This is a genomic window from Sphingobium sp. R-21 (assembly GCF_049913335.1).
Classification (GTDB): Bacteria; Pseudomonadota; Alphaproteobacteria; order Sphingomonadales; family Sphingomonadaceae; genus Sphingobium.
Window position 1 is genome coordinate 1,986,393 of the sequence record NZ_CP184374.1, and the last position, 15,520, is coordinate 2,001,912.

11 protein-coding genes are annotated in these 15,520 nt (G+C 65.1%); 5 read left to right on the top strand and 6 right to left on the bottom strand.

The genetic code is table 11. The annotated features are described in order from the left end of the window. Positions 1 to 7: 7 nt before the first annotated feature. Entirely contained in the window at positions 8 to 310 is a 303-nt protein-coding gene (locus ACN9MX_RS09570) for a hypothetical protein (RefSeq protein ID WP_133653240.1), read from the bottom strand. A gap of 23 nt (positions 311 to 333) precedes the next feature. Further along, complete coding sequence (locus ACN9MX_RS09575; protein WP_426386766.1) at positions 334 to 3,204, bottom strand: M16 family metallopeptidase; 2,871 nt, start codon at positions 3,202 to 3,204, stop codon at positions 334 to 336. Between the two features lie 136 nt (positions 3,205 to 3,340). Here ACN9MX_RS09575 and ACN9MX_RS09580 point away from each other — a divergent pair, with 136 nt between their 5' ends. Together ACN9MX_RS09580 and clpB are read left to right on the top strand one after the other, a co-directional pair. After that, positions 3,341 to 4,975: a M28 family metallopeptidase gene (locus tag ACN9MX_RS09580; protein ID WP_426386767.1), complete on the top strand. Its 1,635-nt coding sequence runs from the start codon at positions 3,341 to 3,343 to the stop codon at positions 4,973 to 4,975. Between the two features lie 101 nt (positions 4,976 to 5,076). Then, entirely contained in the window at positions 5,077 to 7,656 is a 2,580-nt protein-coding gene (gene clpB / locus ACN9MX_RS09585; RefSeq protein WP_426386768.1) for an ATP-dependent chaperone ClpB, read from the top strand. An 82-nt stretch (positions 7,657 to 7,738) separates the two neighbouring features. Here clpB and ACN9MX_RS09590 read toward each other — a convergent pair whose 3' ends face one another. Further along, positions 7,739 to 10,729: a TonB-dependent receptor domain-containing protein gene (locus ACN9MX_RS09590; protein ID WP_426386769.1), complete on the bottom strand. Its 2,991-nt coding sequence runs from the start codon at positions 10,727 to 10,729 to the stop codon at positions 7,739 to 7,741. 31 nt (positions 10,730 to 10,760) lie between these two features. On the opposite strand from ACN9MX_RS09590, the gene ACN9MX_RS09595 reads away from it, so the two are divergent. Then, positions 10,761 to 10,898 (top strand): hypothetical protein, encoded by a 138-nt coding sequence (locus ACN9MX_RS09595; RefSeq protein ID WP_426386771.1) that lies wholly within the window; start codon positions 10,761 to 10,763, stop codon positions 10,896 to 10,898. A 152-nt stretch (positions 10,899 to 11,050) separates the two neighbouring features. Here the strand turns inward: ACN9MX_RS09595 and ACN9MX_RS09600 are convergent, their stop codons facing one another. Genes ACN9MX_RS09600 through xseA form a run of 3 tightly spaced genes read right to left on the bottom strand, consistent with a single transcriptional unit; the run spans position 11,051 to position 13,628 of the window. Next, on the bottom strand, positions 11,051 to 11,887 hold the full coding sequence (locus ACN9MX_RS09600; RefSeq protein WP_426386773.1) for a M23 family metallopeptidase: 837 nt from the start codon (positions 11,885 to 11,887) through the stop codon (positions 11,051 to 11,053). Continuing rightward, on the bottom strand, positions 11,888 to 12,097 hold the full coding sequence (locus ACN9MX_RS09605; RefSeq protein ID WP_363737926.1) for a DUF2093 domain-containing protein: 210 nt from the start codon (positions 12,095 to 12,097) through the stop codon (positions 11,888 to 11,890). 34 nt (positions 12,098 to 12,131) lie between these two features. Beyond that, complete coding sequence (gene xseA / locus ACN9MX_RS09610; protein ID WP_426386774.1) at positions 12,132 to 13,628, bottom strand: exodeoxyribonuclease VII large subunit; 1,497 nt, start codon at positions 13,626 to 13,628, stop codon at positions 12,132 to 12,134. 7 nt (positions 13,629 to 13,635) lie between these two features. Between xseA and purD the strand changes: the two genes are divergently transcribed. Together purD and ACN9MX_RS09620 are read left to right on the top strand one after the other, a co-directional pair. After that, a complete protein-coding gene (gene purD, locus ACN9MX_RS09615) occupies positions 13,636 to 14,919 on the top strand; it encodes a phosphoribosylamine--glycine ligase (RefSeq protein ID WP_363737923.1) in 1,284 nt (427 codons plus the stop codon). Between the two features lie 64 nt (positions 14,920 to 14,983). Next, the gene (locus tag ACN9MX_RS09620; protein WP_426386775.1) at positions 14,984 to 15,517 is read left to right on the top strand and encodes a hypothetical protein; all 534 of its coding nucleotides are present in this window, start codon (positions 14,984 to 14,986) and stop codon (positions 15,515 to 15,517) included. The last annotated feature ends 3 nt before the right edge of the window (positions 15,518 to 15,520 follow it).

The window sequence follows — 15,520 nt, forward strand, 5'->3', positions numbered from 1 at the left end:
CGATCCTTCAGGCCCGACGCGTGCCCGAAAAGCCCGCCGTGCCGAAGGCGCCAAGCTGCATGGTGCCGGTGATGCTGTCGCCGCTCACTTCCGCCTCGCATTCCAGCGTCATCGGCATGGGCAGCGTCATGTTCATCTTCCAGCTTAGCTTGTTGCCCTCGACCTTGCCTTCTGCCACGTCGAGCGAGCCCATCATGCCGGCGAAGGTACCGTGAAAGCCGTCGCCCGAGCTGATGACGGTCAGCACGCCGTTCTGGTCGCCCATCGGCGTCTTCGCCACGCAATCATAGGCGCCGTCCACTGCTGCCATAGCACTTCTCCTTTACGTAATCGTCAATCTGCCAATGTGCCCATTTCGACCGGAAGTCCGACCGCGTCAAGCTGTGGCTTCACCAGTTTCGCGTCGCCCACCACGACCCAGATCAGCCGGTCGGGATTGATCGCCTCCCGTGCTGCCTTGTCCATGTCCGCCGCCGTCATGGCGCGGTAGACGCCCGGAAGCGTCTCATAATAATCATCCGGCCGCCCGATCATCCGGTTCCGCATCATCGCCCCCAGCAGATCGGACGAGGTTTCGAAACTGCCCGGCAAGGACAGGATCTGGCTGTTGATTGTCTGGTTGCGTTCCGCCTCGGTCGTTCCCTTGGCGGTCAGGAAATCGCCGATGTCCTTCCGCGCGGCGACGATGGACTCGCCGGTCTTGTCGGTCTGCACCGGGGCATAGACCAGCAGCGGGATCGTCTCCTTGACGCCCGGCAGTGCGCTGCCCGCATAATAGGCCCAGCCCTTGGTCTCGCGCAGGTCCATGATCAGGCGGGATGTCGAGCTGCCGCCCAGCACTTCATTGGCGGTCAGCAACGTCACCGGATTGTCGGTGCCCGCCTTGTTGGTCAGCTGCCCGGCAAGGATCATCGACTGGGGGCTTTGCGGCTTGTCGACCAGGATGATCCGCGAAGGCCGCATCATGCGGTCCATGCGGAACAGCTTCGTCCCCTTTGCAACCCTGGGTGCCTTCCAGTCGCCGAAACGCTTTTCCAGCAGCGGCATCACGTCGGCCAGCGTCGTGTCGCCCGTCACGAAGATCGTCGCATTGTCCGGCCGGAGCCATTTGTCATGGAAGGCGACCAGATCGGGCCGCGTCACCGCCTTCACCCCGCTTTCTGTGCCGGAGCCAGTGAAGGGAATGCCATAGGGGTGCGCCTGTCCATAGAGCAAGGGCGGCAGCAGGCGCTGCGCGATCGGCATGGGTTCGGTCTTTTCCGCCGCGATCCGGGTCAGCACCTGGCCGCGCAGGCGTTCGACCTCCGCCGGCGCGAAGGCCGGGTTGCGGATCACGTCCGCCAGCAGGCCGAGCGAGGCGTCCAGATTCGGCTTCAGCGCATAGAGGCCGACATTGGTCGCATCCATGCCGTTGCCGGCGCTGATCGACGCGCCCAGCCGTTCCTGCTCCTCGGCGATCTGGATCGAACTGCGCGTTGTCGTGCCCTCGTCCAACAGCGCCGTGGTGAGGCCCGCCGTGCCCAGTTTCGTCTTGTCGTCGGCGGCGTTGCCCGCGTCGAAGGACACGGACACCCGCACCACCGGCACCGTCGCCCGGCGCGCGAACACCACCGGGATGCCGTTCTTCAAGGTCGCATGTTCGACCGCCGGGAATTCCAGGTCCTTGACCGGCTCGATCCCCGGCTCCGCGATCCTGGTCGGCGGGGGCGGGGTCGCCGCGACCGGCGCGGGCTTCTTGGGATCGCGGAAATAGGCCGGATGATGGGTGGCGTTGCCGGCCAGCGCATTGTCCTCCGCCGACCGCTCGCCCGGCGCCACGGTCAGCCGGAAGACCGGCCTTCCCAGCCATTTGCGCGCGGCATCGCTGACCGACTGGGGCGTCGCCGCGGCATAGGCGGCCAGATCCTTCTTATATTTGCCCGGATCGTTCGAATAGACGGCGCCTTCGGCCAGGGTCACCGCCTTGCCGCTGAAGCCGCCGACCTTTTCCAGCCCGCCGATGGTGCCCGAAAGCTGCTGCGTCGCGGCGCGCTGCACCTCGTCCGCCGTCGGACCCTTGGCAAGATAGTCGACCAGAAGCTGGTCGAGCCGCTTGCCGACCGCCACCGGGTCCTGTCCCGGCTTCACGTCCACGGTGATCTCCGCGATGGAGAGCTTCTCGAAGGGCTGGATGTTCGCCTTCACGCCCACCGCGACCTTCTCGTCACGCACCAGTATATTGTCGAGGCGGGAGGAATTGAGGCCGCCGAACACCGCCATTGCAAGGTTCAGCGGGACCAGGTCGTCCGAATTCACCCCAGGCACGATCCAGTTGCGGTAGAGCCGGGTGGCGGCGACATTGTCATGCATCACCTTCTCGACATCCTTGTCGAGCGTGGGCACGGTCGCATCTACATCCTTGGGCGCGGGGCCGGCGAGGATGTTGCCGAACCATTTTTCGACCTTCGCCCTGGCCGTGGGCACGTCGATGTCGCCCGCCAGCACCAGCACGGCGTTGTTCGGGCCATAATGGGTCTTGAACCATGCCTGCACGTCGCCCAGGCTGGCGGCGTTCAGGTCCGCCATCGAACCGATGGTCGAATGGCGATAGGGGTGCCCTTCCGGCAGCATGGCGGCGAGCTGCGCATATTCGACCAGCCCATAGGGCTCATTCTCGCCCATCCGCTTTTCATTCTGCACGACGCCCCGCTGGGTATCGAGCTTGGCCTGTGTCACGGCGCCGAGCAAATGGCCCATGCGGTCGGATTCGAGGAACAGCGCCCGGTCGAGTGCCCCGGTCGGCACCGTCTCGAAATAATTGGTGCGGTCGAACCAGGTCGTGCCGTTCCAGTCGGTCGCGCCGATATCCTCCAGCCGCCCGAAAAAGGGTCCGTCGGCATTTTCCGAGCCATAGAACATCAGATGTTCGAACAGATGGGCGAAGCCCGTCTTGCCTGCCGGTTCGAAGCGCGATCCCACATGATACCAGATCGATACGCCGACCACGGGCGCCTTGCGGTCGGTGTGGACGATGACACGGAGCCCGTTCTTCAACGTGAACTGCTCATAGGGAATGTTCACCGCCGCCACCAGGCTGGAGAGCGGCGCGGGCGCGCTGGCCGACGGCGCCACCGGAGCGGCCGCCGCCGGCATCGTGGGAACAAGCGCGAGCGAGGACAGGCCGATCATCAACATTATCCGGCGGGAAAAGGGGGAGAAGGTCATGAGCGCCTCATGATGGTCAGTGGATTGGCCGGCAGCATAGCGGGGCGCTTTAGCCGCGCAATACGCTTTCCGCTGGACAGGCGGGATGGGCGCGATAGGCTTTGCCTCCAACCATAAGAAGAGGTCTTCGCACCCGATGCGCCGTCATTCCCTCGCCTTCGTGTCCGCCCTCGGCCTTGTCCTCGCCACGCCCTACCCCTCCTCCGCTGAAACCGCGCCTGCCATCGGTGCGGACGCCATTCGCGCCGATATCGGTTTCCTGGCGGACGACCTGCTGGAGGGGCGCGACGCGGGCACGCGCGGTTATGACATCGCCGCCCGTTATATCGCCGCCCGGTTCGAGGCATTGGGCCTGCGGCAGGTCATTCCCGATAGCTGGTACCAGCCCGTGACGCTCGCCGTGGCACGGCTAGACAAGGCGTCCGCGCCCTCGATCAGCATCGGCAGCAGGCGCTTCGCCAATGGCGAGGATATCGCCATCGGCGCATTTGGACGCGAACCGCGGCAGAGCATGGAGGCGCAGGCCGTGTTCGTCGGCTATGGCCTGCAATCCGATCGCGAGAAGATCAACGATTATGCTGGCCTCAACCTCAAGGGCAAGTTCGCGGTTGCGCTGTCCGGCGCCCCGGCCGGCATGCCGAGCGAGATCGGCGCGCATCTCGCCGCCGAAAAGTCCCTGGCCGCGCAGCAGGCAGGCGCCGTCGGCCTTATCACCATACCCACCGCCAGCTATCTGGGCCGCACGCCGTGGGAAAAGATACGCGACCGGGCGCAGCACCCTTCGGTAAGCTGGATCGCCAGGAACGGCCAGCCCTATGTCCGCGCGCCTGCCATCCGGGGCACCGCGACGGTGACCGGCGCAGCAGCCGACGCACTGCTCGCAGGATCGGGCAAGAGCCTCGCCGCGATCCGCGCGCAGGCGGAAAGGAAGGGTGCCCGACCCAGGGGATTCGCGCTGCAACCCACGGTCCGGATCGACCGCACCAGCATCGTCGAAACGGCACCCAGCCGCAATGTGCTGGCGGTCCTGCCCGGCGCCGACCCGGCGCTTTCGCATGAATATGTGCTGCTGATGGCGCATCTCGATCATCTGGGGATGGAGGAGAACGGCAAGGGACCGGACAGGGTCTATAACGGCGCGATGGACAATGCGTCGGGCGTCGCCACCCTGCTTGCCGTGGCAAGGGCGTTCGCGGAGAGTGGGGAGCGCCCCAGGCGGTCCGTTCTTTTCGCGGCCGTCACCGCGGAGGAAGACGGGCTGCTGGGGTCGCAATATCTGGCGAAGAACCCTGTCCTGCCGGCAGGCGGCAGGCTGGTCGGGGTGGTCAATCTCGACATGCCGATCCTGACCTATGATTTCCATGACGTGATCGCCTTTGGCGCCGATCATTCGACCCTTGGGCCAATCGCAGAGAAGGCGGCCAGGGCGCAGGGCATCTCGCTTTCGCCCGATCCGTTGCCGGCCGAGGGGCTGTTCACCCGGTCCGACCATTATCGCTTCGTCCAGGAAGGGGTGCCGGCGCTGTTCCTGATGACCGGCTTTGCGGGTCCGGGAAGGGAGGCGTTCGAACATTTCCTCAAGACCGACTATCACCAGCTTTCCGATCAGATGAGCCTGCCCTTCAACTGGGATGCGGCCGCGAAGTTCGCCAGGGTGAACTATGCCATTGCGCGGGAGATCGCGGACGAGCCGCAGGCGCCGCGCTGGTACAAGGGGGATTTCTTTGGGGATGCATTTGCGCCGGATGCGCCCAAGGCGACGAAACCATGAACGATCCGGTGAATTGATAGCGCATAAGGATATTTGCGTAGCGCCTCTTGTGTTGCTTTTATGCAACATTACATCGTGAGCAGCTTCACGAAGGGGATAGTATGAACCTCGAAAAATTCACTGACCGCGCCAAGGGCTTTCTCCAGTCGGCGCAGACCGTCGCGATCCGGATGAGCCATCAGCGCATCAGCCCGGAGCATTTGCTGAAGGCATTGCTGGAGGACCAGCAGGGCATGGCGTCCGGCCTGATCAAGGCGGCGGGCGGCGATGCGGGCGTGGCGTTGCGCGAAACCGATGCGGCGCTGGCCAAGGTTCCTGCCGTTTCCGGCAGCGGGGCGCAGCAGACACCCGGCCTCGACAACGACGCCGTGCGCGTGCTGGACAGCGCGGAACAGGTCGCGGCCAAGGCGGGCGACAGCTTCGTCACGGTCGAGCGGCTGTTGCTGGCCCTCACCCTGGCCACCACCACGGCGGCGGGCAAGGCGCTGAGCGCGGCGGGCGTGAAGGCGGAAGGCCTGAACGCCGCGATCAATAATCTGCGCGGCGGACGGACCGCCGACACGGCGGGGGCGGAGGATCGCTATGACGCGCTCAAGAAATTCGCCCGCGACCTGACCGAGGCGGCGCGCGAGGGCAAGCTCGACCCCGTGATCGGCCGCGACGAGGAAATCCGGCGGACGATCCAGATCCTGGCCCGCCGCACCAAGAACAATCCCGTCCTGATCGGCGATCCCGGCGTCGGCAAGACCGCCATCGCCGAAGGGCTGGCGCTGCGCATCGCCAATGGCGACGTGCCCGATACGCTGAAGGACCGGACGCTGATGGCGCTCGACATGGGCAGCCTGATCGCGGGCGCCAAGTATCGCGGCGAGTTCGAGGAACGGCTGAAGGGCGTTCTCGACGAGGTGAAGGGCGCGGAGGGCCAGATCGTCCTGTTCATCGACGAGATGCACACGCTGATCGGTGCGGGCAAGTCCGAGGGGGCGATGGATGCGGGCAATCTGCTGAAGCCTGCCCTTGCGCGCGGCGAACTCCATTGCATCGGCGCGACGACGCTCGACGAATATCGCAAATATGTCGAGAAGGACCCCGCGCTCCAGCGGCGCTTCCAGCCCGTCTTCGTGGGCGAGCCGACGGTGGAGGACACCATCTCCATCCTGCGCGGCCTCAAGGAGAAATATGAGCTGCACCATGGCGTGCGGATCACCGACGGCGCGATCGTGTCGGCGGCGACGCTCGGCAATCGTTACATCACCGACCGTTTCCTGCCGGACAAGGCCATCGACCTGATGGACGAGGCCGCCAGCCGCCTGCGCATGGAGGTGGAATCCAAGCCGGAGGAGATCGAGACGCTCGACCGGCGGATCATCCAGCTCAAGATCGAGCGGGAGGCGCTGAAGAAGGAGACGGACAAGGCGTCGCAGGACCGTCTGGCGGCGCTGGAGGAAGACCTGGCCAATCTGGAGCAGCAGTCGGCCGAACTGACGCAGCGCTGGCAGGCGGAGAAGGACAAGATCGCGGGCGAGAGCAAGCTGAAGGAACAGTTGGACGCCGCTCGCGTCGAGCTGGACCAGGCGCAGCGGGCCGGTGATCTGGCGAAGGCGGGGGAACTGGCTTACGGCCGCATCCCCGACCTGGAACGCAAGCTGGAGGAGGCCCAGAACGTCACCCAGGGCGCGATGCTGCGCGAGGAGGTGACGAGCGAGGACATCGCCTCTGTCGTCAGCCGCTGGACCGGCATCCCCGTCGACCGCATGCTGGAGGGCGAGCGGGAGAAGCTGCTCGCCATGGAAGCGGAACTGGGCAAGCGCGTCATCGGGCAGGCCGATGCGGTGAAGGCCGTGGCGACCGCCGTGCGCCGATCCCGGGCCGGATTGCAGGACCCGAACCGGCCGCTGGGATCGTTCCTGTTCCTGGGGCCGACGGGCGTCGGCAAGACCGAGTTGACCAAGGCGCTTGCCGGCTTCCTGTTCGACGACGACAGCGCGATGGTGCGCATCGACATGAGCGAGTTCATGGAGAAGCATTCGGTCGCCAGGCTGATCGGTGCGCCTCCGGGCTATGTCGGCTATGAGGAAGGCGGCGTGTTGACCGAAGCCGTCCGCCGCCGCCCCTATCAGGTCGTGCTGTTCGACGAGGTGGAGAAGGCGCATGGCGACGTGTTCAACGTGCTGCTGCAGGTGCTGGACGACGGCCGCCTGACCGATGGGCAGGGCCGGACGGTGGACTTCACCAACACGATCATCGTGCTGACGTCGAACCTGGGCAGCCAGTTCATCGCTTCGCTGGCCGATGACGAACCGGTGGAGAAGGTCGAGGATCAGGTGATGGACATCGTCCGCGCCCATTTCCGGCCGGAATTCCTGAACCGGCTGGACGAGGTGATCCTGTTCCACCGCCTGGGCGCGAGCCATATGGCGCCGATCGTCGACATCCAGGTGGCGCGGATCGGCAAGCTGCTGAAGGACCGCAAGGTGACGCTGGACCTGACCGACGGCGCGCGGGCGTGGCTGGGGCGGGTCGGCTATGACCCGGTCTATGGCGCAAGGCCGCTGAAGCGGGCGGTGCAGCGCTATTTGCAGGACCCGCTGGCGGACCTGATCCTGCGCGGCGAGGTGCCTGACGGGGCGACCGTGAAGGTCGACGAAGGCGATGGGGGGTTGAGGCTCAGTCTGGACTGAAGTCCTCCACCTCCAGCCAAAAAAGGGGGGCGCTTCCGATGGAAGCGCCCCCCTTTTTTTCATTCTTGTCTCGGCAGATCGATCAATAATCCACCTTCACGCCGACGCGGAACCAGCGGCCGGTGAAGCCGGCGCCTTCCCAGGCCACGTTATAGTTATAGCCCAGGCTGTAGGTCTGACCCGGATTGAAGTCCGGCTTGGTGTCGAGCAGATTCATGACGTTCGCGTAGAGTGTGAACTGGTCGTTGACCTTCACACTGGCGGTCATGTCGACGTCGATCCAGCGCTTGGCGCGGCACTTGAACGGGGTGCCGTCGCGATAGGTGTAGACCGAAGCGCCAGTGCTGGCCTCGCAATCGCCCTTCACGCCTTCATAGTCGATCGAGGCCATGTCGTAGCCCGACGTGTAGTAGGCAGTCAGGTTGATAAACGCGCGATCGTTGAAGTCCAGCGTGTTGCTCCAAGTGCCACGCCACTTCGGCGCACCCGAACAGGACGTCACGTCACAGGGGCTGAGCGTGCCGTCATAACGCTGCACTACGCCGCCAACCGTCTTTTGCAATTTCATCAGATAGGACGCGTTCGCGGTGCTGGTCAGACGAATGTTGCTGCCCAGATCGAAACGACCTGTCGCCGAGAAATCAAGGCCCGATGCGATCTGCGAATCTGAGTTCACGAACGAATATTCGATGAAACCCAAGACCGGCAGGGCGCCGGGATGATCCGGATCGGCGATGCCCGGCCTGACCGTCAGACCCGGCAGGTTCACGACGCCGTTATTCTGATAATAAAGCGTCGGAACTTCCGAATAATCGGGACTGCCGATCAACCCCTTGATCTTGATGTGCCAATAGTCGGCGGTGAAGGAGAAGCGCGAAGACGGCTCGAACACGGCACCCAGCGTGTAGGAGGTCGACTTTTCAGGCTTCAGTTCCGAATTGCCGGTGGCGGTCAGACCATAGGAATAGGGCAGCGACGCATAGGCATTGCCACCATGGGCGGCGATGAAGGCCGCGCCTTCCGGGGTCGTCGGATCGATCGTCGTCGTAACATAGCCGGTCGTCGGCAGACCATAGGCCTCATTGAAGCTGGGGATACGGAACCCCTTGGAGAAGGTGCCGCGCAGGCGGACCTGCTCAATCGGCTTCACGATCGCGGTGAACTTCGGCGAGAAGTTCTTCTGGCCCGACGAATATTTGTCGTAGCGGCCCGAAGCATTCAGCGACAGCTGATCAAAGATCGGTGCGTCGAGTTCGAAGAAGGCAGACTTGACGTTACGGCTACCGATCGCACCCACGGCGTTGATGCTGTAATAGCGCTCGGACGGGTTATCATTGTCCGGTGGGTTGGCGCTGGGATTGTCGATCGACTCATGGCGATAGGCAACACCAACGGCCGCCTTCAACGCGCCGCCGGGCAACTGGAAGAATTCCTTGGCCAGCGTGCCCTGCACCTGCCACAATTCCGAGGACGACTTGTTGACGTTGACCGGTGCGATGTAATTCCGCAGAGCTTCGGAGTTGGCGTTCGGATCGATGAAATTCCAGGAACCGTCATTGATCACGTCGACCAGATGCTGAGCGAAGAGATAATTCTTGTTCGTGACCTTCAGATCGACGCGCGACCAGGTGAAGTTGGCGTCATAATCCCAGCCCGTGCCGAAGGAGCCGTTGATGCCGGCGGCGGCGCGATAGGTCTTGGCATCGCTGAACGTCTCACGCGGACGGTCGTAGCGATAGTTGACGCGGGCGAGCTGCCCCGACGAAGCAAAGGGGTTGTTGGGGTTCAGCGTGCCGTTCGCGGCCGTGCAGGTCACGGTGCCCTGCGGGCAGACATAGACCGGAAGCAAGACGGGGCTGAGGACGAAGGTATCGCCGCCCGCCGCCGTCTGGCCCGCGAAGGTCAGCGGCGTCAGCGAGGAAGCCGTCTTCACATTATAGAAGTTGAACATCGCATAGGCTTGAGCGCTGCTCCCCACATTGACCGTGGCATGCAGCGTCCCACCGATACGCTCGATCGACGGCTGCGCCTGCAGATAATCTTTCACATTATCCTGCTGGCACTGCTGCGCCGTCGCGCCGAGCGCCGCCTGCTGCGCGGGCGTCAGCGTGATCGCCGTCAGGTCACGGCATCCGGCCGCCGGATTGGCGAGCACCCAGTCGCCGCTCGGCGTCACGGTGGTTGGATCATAGGGACGCATGACCGGGACGCGGGTGGACCCGATGCTCAGGATCGCGCCGTTGCTCTGGACGCCGTTGACGACGTTATTCGCAAGGCAGCTGCCTGCTTCATTGCAATAGGAACTGAGATCGGCCGTGTTCCAAGGAAAGCCACGATCGCGGGCGTAGAGCGGGTCGCTCTTCTGATATTCGCCGTTGATGTAGATGTTGAAGCCGTCTTCGTTCAGCTTACCATAACCGTAAGTGGCGTCGATCCGGCGCTCCCCGGCGTCGCCGCGCTGCGAAATACCCGCCGACGCATTGGCGTGCAGGCCGACGATTTCCTTCTTGACGATGACATTAACGACGCCCGCGACGGCATCCGCGCCATAGGTGGCCGAAGCGCCGTCCTGCAGCACGTCGATGCGGTCGACGATGGCGTCGGGAATCGCATTCAGATCAACGAAATTGCGGTGGCCGTCATCCGCCAGCGGATAGGGCGCGCTGCGCAGACCATCGAACAGGGTCAGCGTGTTGCCGCTACCCAGGCCGCGCAGCGACACCGCGGTCGCGCCGGTCGCGAAGTTGAAGCTGTTCCAGCTCTTGCTCATCGAGCCGGCATTGTTGGCGGCGATCGACTGGACAGCGTCGGAAATGGTGTTGACGCCACGCTTGGTCAGTTCTTCCGAGCTCAAGACCGTGAGCGGCGCAGCGGTAGAGGTCGACGGGTTGCGGAAGATGGAGCCAGTAACGACGATGGTTGCACTGCTGTCATCCGAGGCCGCCTGCGTATCGGCAGCCTGGGGCGCCTGCGCGAAAGCGGGTGTGGAGAAGGCCGCGAGGCCGGCGCCGACGAGCGTCAACGCCTGAAGAGCCGCGCCACCGCGCAGCCCGATCTTTGTTATGGTCTTCACTATCCAGTCCCTTGCTCTGGAGGTTCGCGGATTGGCCCGCGTGCTGTTTTGGACGCGTGAAGAGGGCGAAGAGCCCGACAGCAAAACCCTCTTCACGCGTGCTGCGGATTACTCTGCGCAGACGTTTTATGAGTGTAAAGCAGGGGAGAAGGTCAAAAATCGCATTTGATCTGAACTGTAGCAATTATGCCACAAACCCGAAAAACTCACATTGAACGGCTGTTTAACAACATTGTTACAGGTCCGAGTTTTCGGGCAAAATTTTACATTTCCGGCTCCGGCAAACGAACGAATAAAATTATAGTTCCGTGAAATATTGCTTCACTGCGGCGGCATTGGACCGGCGAGCAGAAGCGGGTCGATCCGGGCGTCATTCCACTTCATGGCCCAATGCAGATGGGGTCCGGTCGCCCTGCCGGTGGCGCCGATCGCGCCGATGCGCTGTCCCTGGACCACATGCTGGCCGGGAATCACATCGATCCGCGAGAGGTGCAGGAAGGCGCTGTTCAATCCATGGCCATGGTCGATCATCAGCAGATTGCCCTCCAGCGTGAAAGGGTGATCGGCCGCCAGCGTCACCACTCCATCGGCCGGGGCCACCACCGGCTCGCCCGGGGCGCCCGCAATGTCGACGCCGCCATGATAGGCGCCCGGCTGTCCCTGATAAATACGCTGCGCGCCGAACAGGCCGGAGATGCGGCCAAGGCGTGGCCAGATGAACCGCTGGCGCCAGCCCTGCGCGTCGGTCATCTCCTTGCGAGCGGCGGCGATCTGCTCCAGCTCCGGCTTTCGCAGGGCGAGGAAGGCCTGCGTGTTCCTGGTGGGGCGCAGCGGCGCATCGACCTGTTCGATCCGCCAATCCCGCGATGCGACGGCCAGGGTGCGCTCGACCATGGTTCCGTCGGCAAGACGCGCCCTCAGCCCGGCCTGCGGCGCGGCATCGCGATCGAAGGCGATCAGGAAGCGGCCATCGGCATCGACCGGCACCAGCTGGTCATCGAAACGCAGTTCGACGGTGCCCCTGGGCGCCGTGCCCAGCAACGCGCCGCCCTGCATGGGCGCGCCGTTCAGAACCAGTTCCGGACCGGCGGGAGCAGCGGACGTCGCGACCGTCATGCCGGCCACCGCCAGTGCCGCCGCGACGATCCAGCGCTTCATCTAGGATCCGCGCGCCTTCAGTTCGGCCTGGGCGGACAGTTCGGCGCTGGCATAGGGTTCCTGCCGCGATATGCTCCAGTAACGCAGGTCGTCCAGCGGGATCTTCCGTCCGCTGACGGCGCAGACCACATGGTCGCCCGCCTGCAGGACGCGAAAGCTGTAGGCCATATAGTGCAGCCGGGCCGGGCGGTCGCGGTTGGACATCAGCATGGGATCACTCGGCCTTTCTCGTACGGCGGCATCGTCAGGAAAACAGGTCCTGCTGCCCGATTTCCTTGCCCTCGCGCGGTTTGCGCGGGGTGCGGGACGGACTCGATATAGCTTCCGCGGACGGCTTCTCAAGGGGGGCGCCGCCCTGGATGCTCGCGCCCACCGCGCCATCGCGGAAGTGCAGGCTGACGACGCCTTCCTCCTGGGCCTGCGCCACGGATTTCACCAGCCGGTCGCCCGCCATCACCCGCGCAAATCCGCGTTGCAGCGGCAGATCGGGATCGACCGAGGTGAAGAGCCGCGACACCCGGTCGAAGGCGGTCGCCCGGTCCTGATAGACGCGCTCCAGATAATCCGGGCGCAGCCGCAACCGGTCGACACGCTCGGCAGCGCGGCTGACATATTGGCGGAGCAGCGCAGGCCGCAGCGCGCCGCCCGCCTGGCCGAGATGCGCGCGCGCGTCGGCCACGCGGTGCCGCAGCGCGCCGCCAAGGCCATCGGACAACTGGTCCAGCCTCTGCCGCTGGGGGCTGAGCAGCATGTCGGGTGTGGGCATCAGCCGCGCCTGCATTTCCAGCCGTTCCCGCGCCTGCGCCGCGCCGCGCCGCACGGCCCGGTCCATGCGAAGCCCCTGTTCGGTCAGCATCGCCAGCAATTCGGCCCGCACGGGCACGGCCATTTCGGCGGCGGCGGTCGGCGTGGGAGCGCGCATGTCGGCGGCATAGTCGCAGAGCGTCGTGTCCGTTTCATGCCCCACGGCGGAGATGATGGGGATGGAGCATTCCGCGACGGCGCGGACGACGATCTCCTCATTGAAGCTCCACAGATCCTCGATCGAACCGCCGCCGCGCGCCACGATCACCAGATCGGGCCGGGGCACCGGCCCGCCGGGCTGCATCTCGCTGAAGCCGCGCACCGCGCGCGCCACCTGATCGGCGGCGCCCTGCCCCTGGACCAGCACCGGCCAGAGCAGCACCTGGGTCGGGCATCGATCCTCCAGCCGATGCAGGATGTCGCGGATCACCGCACCCGTGGGGGACGTCACCACGCCGATCACGCGGGGCATGAACGGCAAGCGGCGCTTGCGTTCCCGGTCGAACAGCCCTTCCGCCGCCAGCTTCTGCCTGAGCTTTTCCAGCAGCGCCATCAGCGCGCCTTCGCCAGCCAGTTCCATCCGCTCGATCACGATCTGATATTTGGAGCGGCCGGGATAGGTGGTGAGCTTGCCCGTCGCGATCACCTCCGCACCATCCTGCGGCGCGAAGGGCAGGCGTGCCGCCCCGCCCTTCCACATCACGCCGTCGATCACGGCATTGTCGTCCTTCAGGCAAAGATAGATGTGCCCCGATCCGGCCCGCTTGAAGCCGGAAATCTCCCCGCGAACGCGGACATGGCCGAAACGGTCCTCGACCGTGCGCTTCAACAGGCCCGACAATTCGCTCACGCTGAGCGGCGGCGCGTTGTCCCCCGAGCGTTCCTCGGCTAACAGGCGCCCCGACACATCGAAACCAGCTTCATATTCCGGGGACATGGGCGAAATGAACATCCTTCTGTTGGGCGGCGGCGGCCGCGAACATGCTCTGGCGTGGAAGCTGGCGCAATCGCCGGCGCTCGACACCCTTTATGCCGCGCCGGGCAATCCCGGCATAGCCCAGCACGCGACATTGGTCGACCTTGATGCCGCGGATCATCGCGCCGTGGTCGATTTCTGCCTGCGCCACAGCATCGGCCTGGTGGTGATCGGCCCGGAAGCGCCGCTGGTCGACGGACTTGCCGACAATCTGCGGGTCAAGGGCTACCCGGTCTTCGGCCCCGGCAAGAGGGCAGCGCAGCTTGAGGGGTCCAAGGGCTTCACCAAGGATCTGTGCAAGCGCGCAGGCATCCCGACCGCCGCCTATGAACGCGTCAAGAGCAAGGACGGCGCCATCGCCGCGCTGGACGACTTCGCGCTGCCCGTGGTGATCAAGGCGGACGGGCTGGCGGCGGGCAAGGGCGTGATCATCGCGGAAACCCGCGAAGAGGCGCTGGAGGCGCTCGACACCATGTTTTCCGGCGCGTTCGGCGCGGCTGGCGAGGAAGTGGTGCTGGAGGAGTTCATGACGGGGGAGGAAGCCAGCTTCTTCGCCCTGACCGACGGCAGCGCCATATTGCCCTTCGGATCGGCGCAGGATCACAAGCGGGTGGGCGACGGCGACACCGGCCCCAATACCGGCGGCATGGGCGCCTACAGCCCGGCCCGCGTGCTGACGCCCGAACTGGAAGCGCAAGTGATCGCGACGATCATCCGTCCCACGGTCGACACGCTGGCCGCCGAAGGAACGCCCTATAGCGGCGTGCTCTATGCCGGGTTGATGCTGACGGCCGAAGGGCCGAAGCTGATCGAATATAATGCCCGCTTCGGCGATCCCGAATGCCAGGTGCTGATGATGCGGTTCGACGGCGATCTGGTTGCGCTGCTGCTCGCCGTGGCGGAAGGAAGGCTGGCGGACCAGGGGCCGGTGCAACTGGCGGACCGCGCCGCGCTCACCATCGTCATGGCCGCGAACGGTTACCCCGGCACGCCCGACAAGGGCGGCGCGATCACCGGCATCGATGCGGCGGAGGCCGGCGGCGCGCGGGTTTTCCACGCCGGGACGACAGAGCGGGACGGCATGATCGTCGCCAATGGCGGCCGCGTGCTCAACGTCACGGCGACCGGCCCGACGGTGAAGGCGGCGCAACAGGCCGCCTACAGCGCGGTCGACGCCATCTCCTTCCCGACCGGCTTCTGCCGCCGGGACATCGGGTGGCGCGAAGTGGCGCGGGAGGAAGCGCAGCGCTGATCCCCTTGCGGCGTGCGCTCAACCGTCCTTAAATAAGGCAAATTCAGACAGGGAGGGACAAGCGATGCAAGAATTCTTCATGGACTATGGCCTGTGGCTGCTGATCGCGCTGCTGGTCATCATCGGCATCGTTTTCCTGCTGTCCGGGCGCAACCGTCCCAGTGAGCCTTCCATTCCCGCCGAGTCGAAGCCGGTGGCGGCGCCTGTTGCCGCTCCGCCGGTTTCCGTGCCGGTCGAGACGAGCGCGCCCGAACCGGCGATGGCCGCTCCAGCCGCCCCCGCGCCCGCGCCCGCGCCGGTCGAACCTTTGGCGCCGGTTCCTGCCCCCGATTCACCGGCGGCTGCCGCGCCGTCCGGCGATGCCGACGACCTGCTGAAGCTGAAGGGGGTCGGCCCCAAGCTCAACACGCTGCTGATCGAACTGGGGGTCACGCGCTATGCCCAGATCGCGGGCTGGAACGATGCCGACATCGCCGCGATCGACGCCAGGCTGGGCAGCTTCAAGGGCCGCCCGGTGCGTGACCAGTGGATCGACCAGGCAAAATATCTCGCCGCCGGGGATGTTGCCGGCTTCGAAGCCAAATATGGCAAGATCTGACGG

Bases quoted from the DNA above. Each gene is read 5' to 3' on its own strand.
- clpB (WP_426386768.1), top strand. From the start codon at position 5,077: ATGAACCTCGAAAAATTCACTGACCGCGCCAAGGGCTTTCTCCAGTCG.
- ACN9MX_RS09570 (WP_133653240.1), bottom strand. From the start codon at position 310: ATGGCAGCAGTGGACGGCGCCTATGATTGCGTGGCGAAGACGCCGATG.
- xseA (WP_426386774.1), bottom strand. From the start codon at position 13,628: ATGTCCCCGGAATATGAAGCTGGTTTCGATGTGTCGGGGCGCCTGTTA.
- ACN9MX_RS09580 (WP_426386767.1), top strand. From the start codon at position 3,341: ATGCGCCGTCATTCCCTCGCCTTCGTGTCCGCCCTCGGCCTTGTCCTC.
- ACN9MX_RS09620 (WP_426386775.1), top strand. From the start codon at position 14,984: ATGCAAGAATTCTTCATGGACTATGGCCTGTGGCTGCTGATCGCGCTG.
- purD (WP_363737923.1), top strand. From the start codon at position 13,636: ATGAACATCCTTCTGTTGGGCGGCGGCGGCCGCGAACATGCTCTGGCG.
- ACN9MX_RS09605 (WP_363737926.1), bottom strand. From the start codon at position 12,097: ATGCTGATGTCCAACCGCGACCGCCCGGCCCGGCTGCACTATATGGCC.
- ACN9MX_RS09575 (WP_426386766.1), bottom strand. From the start codon at position 3,204: ATGACCTTCTCCCCCTTTTCCCGCCGGATAATGTTGATGATCGGCCTG.
- ACN9MX_RS09600 (WP_426386773.1), bottom strand. From the start codon at position 11,887: ATGAAGCGCTGGATCGTCGCGGCGGCACTGGCGGTGGCCGGCATGACG.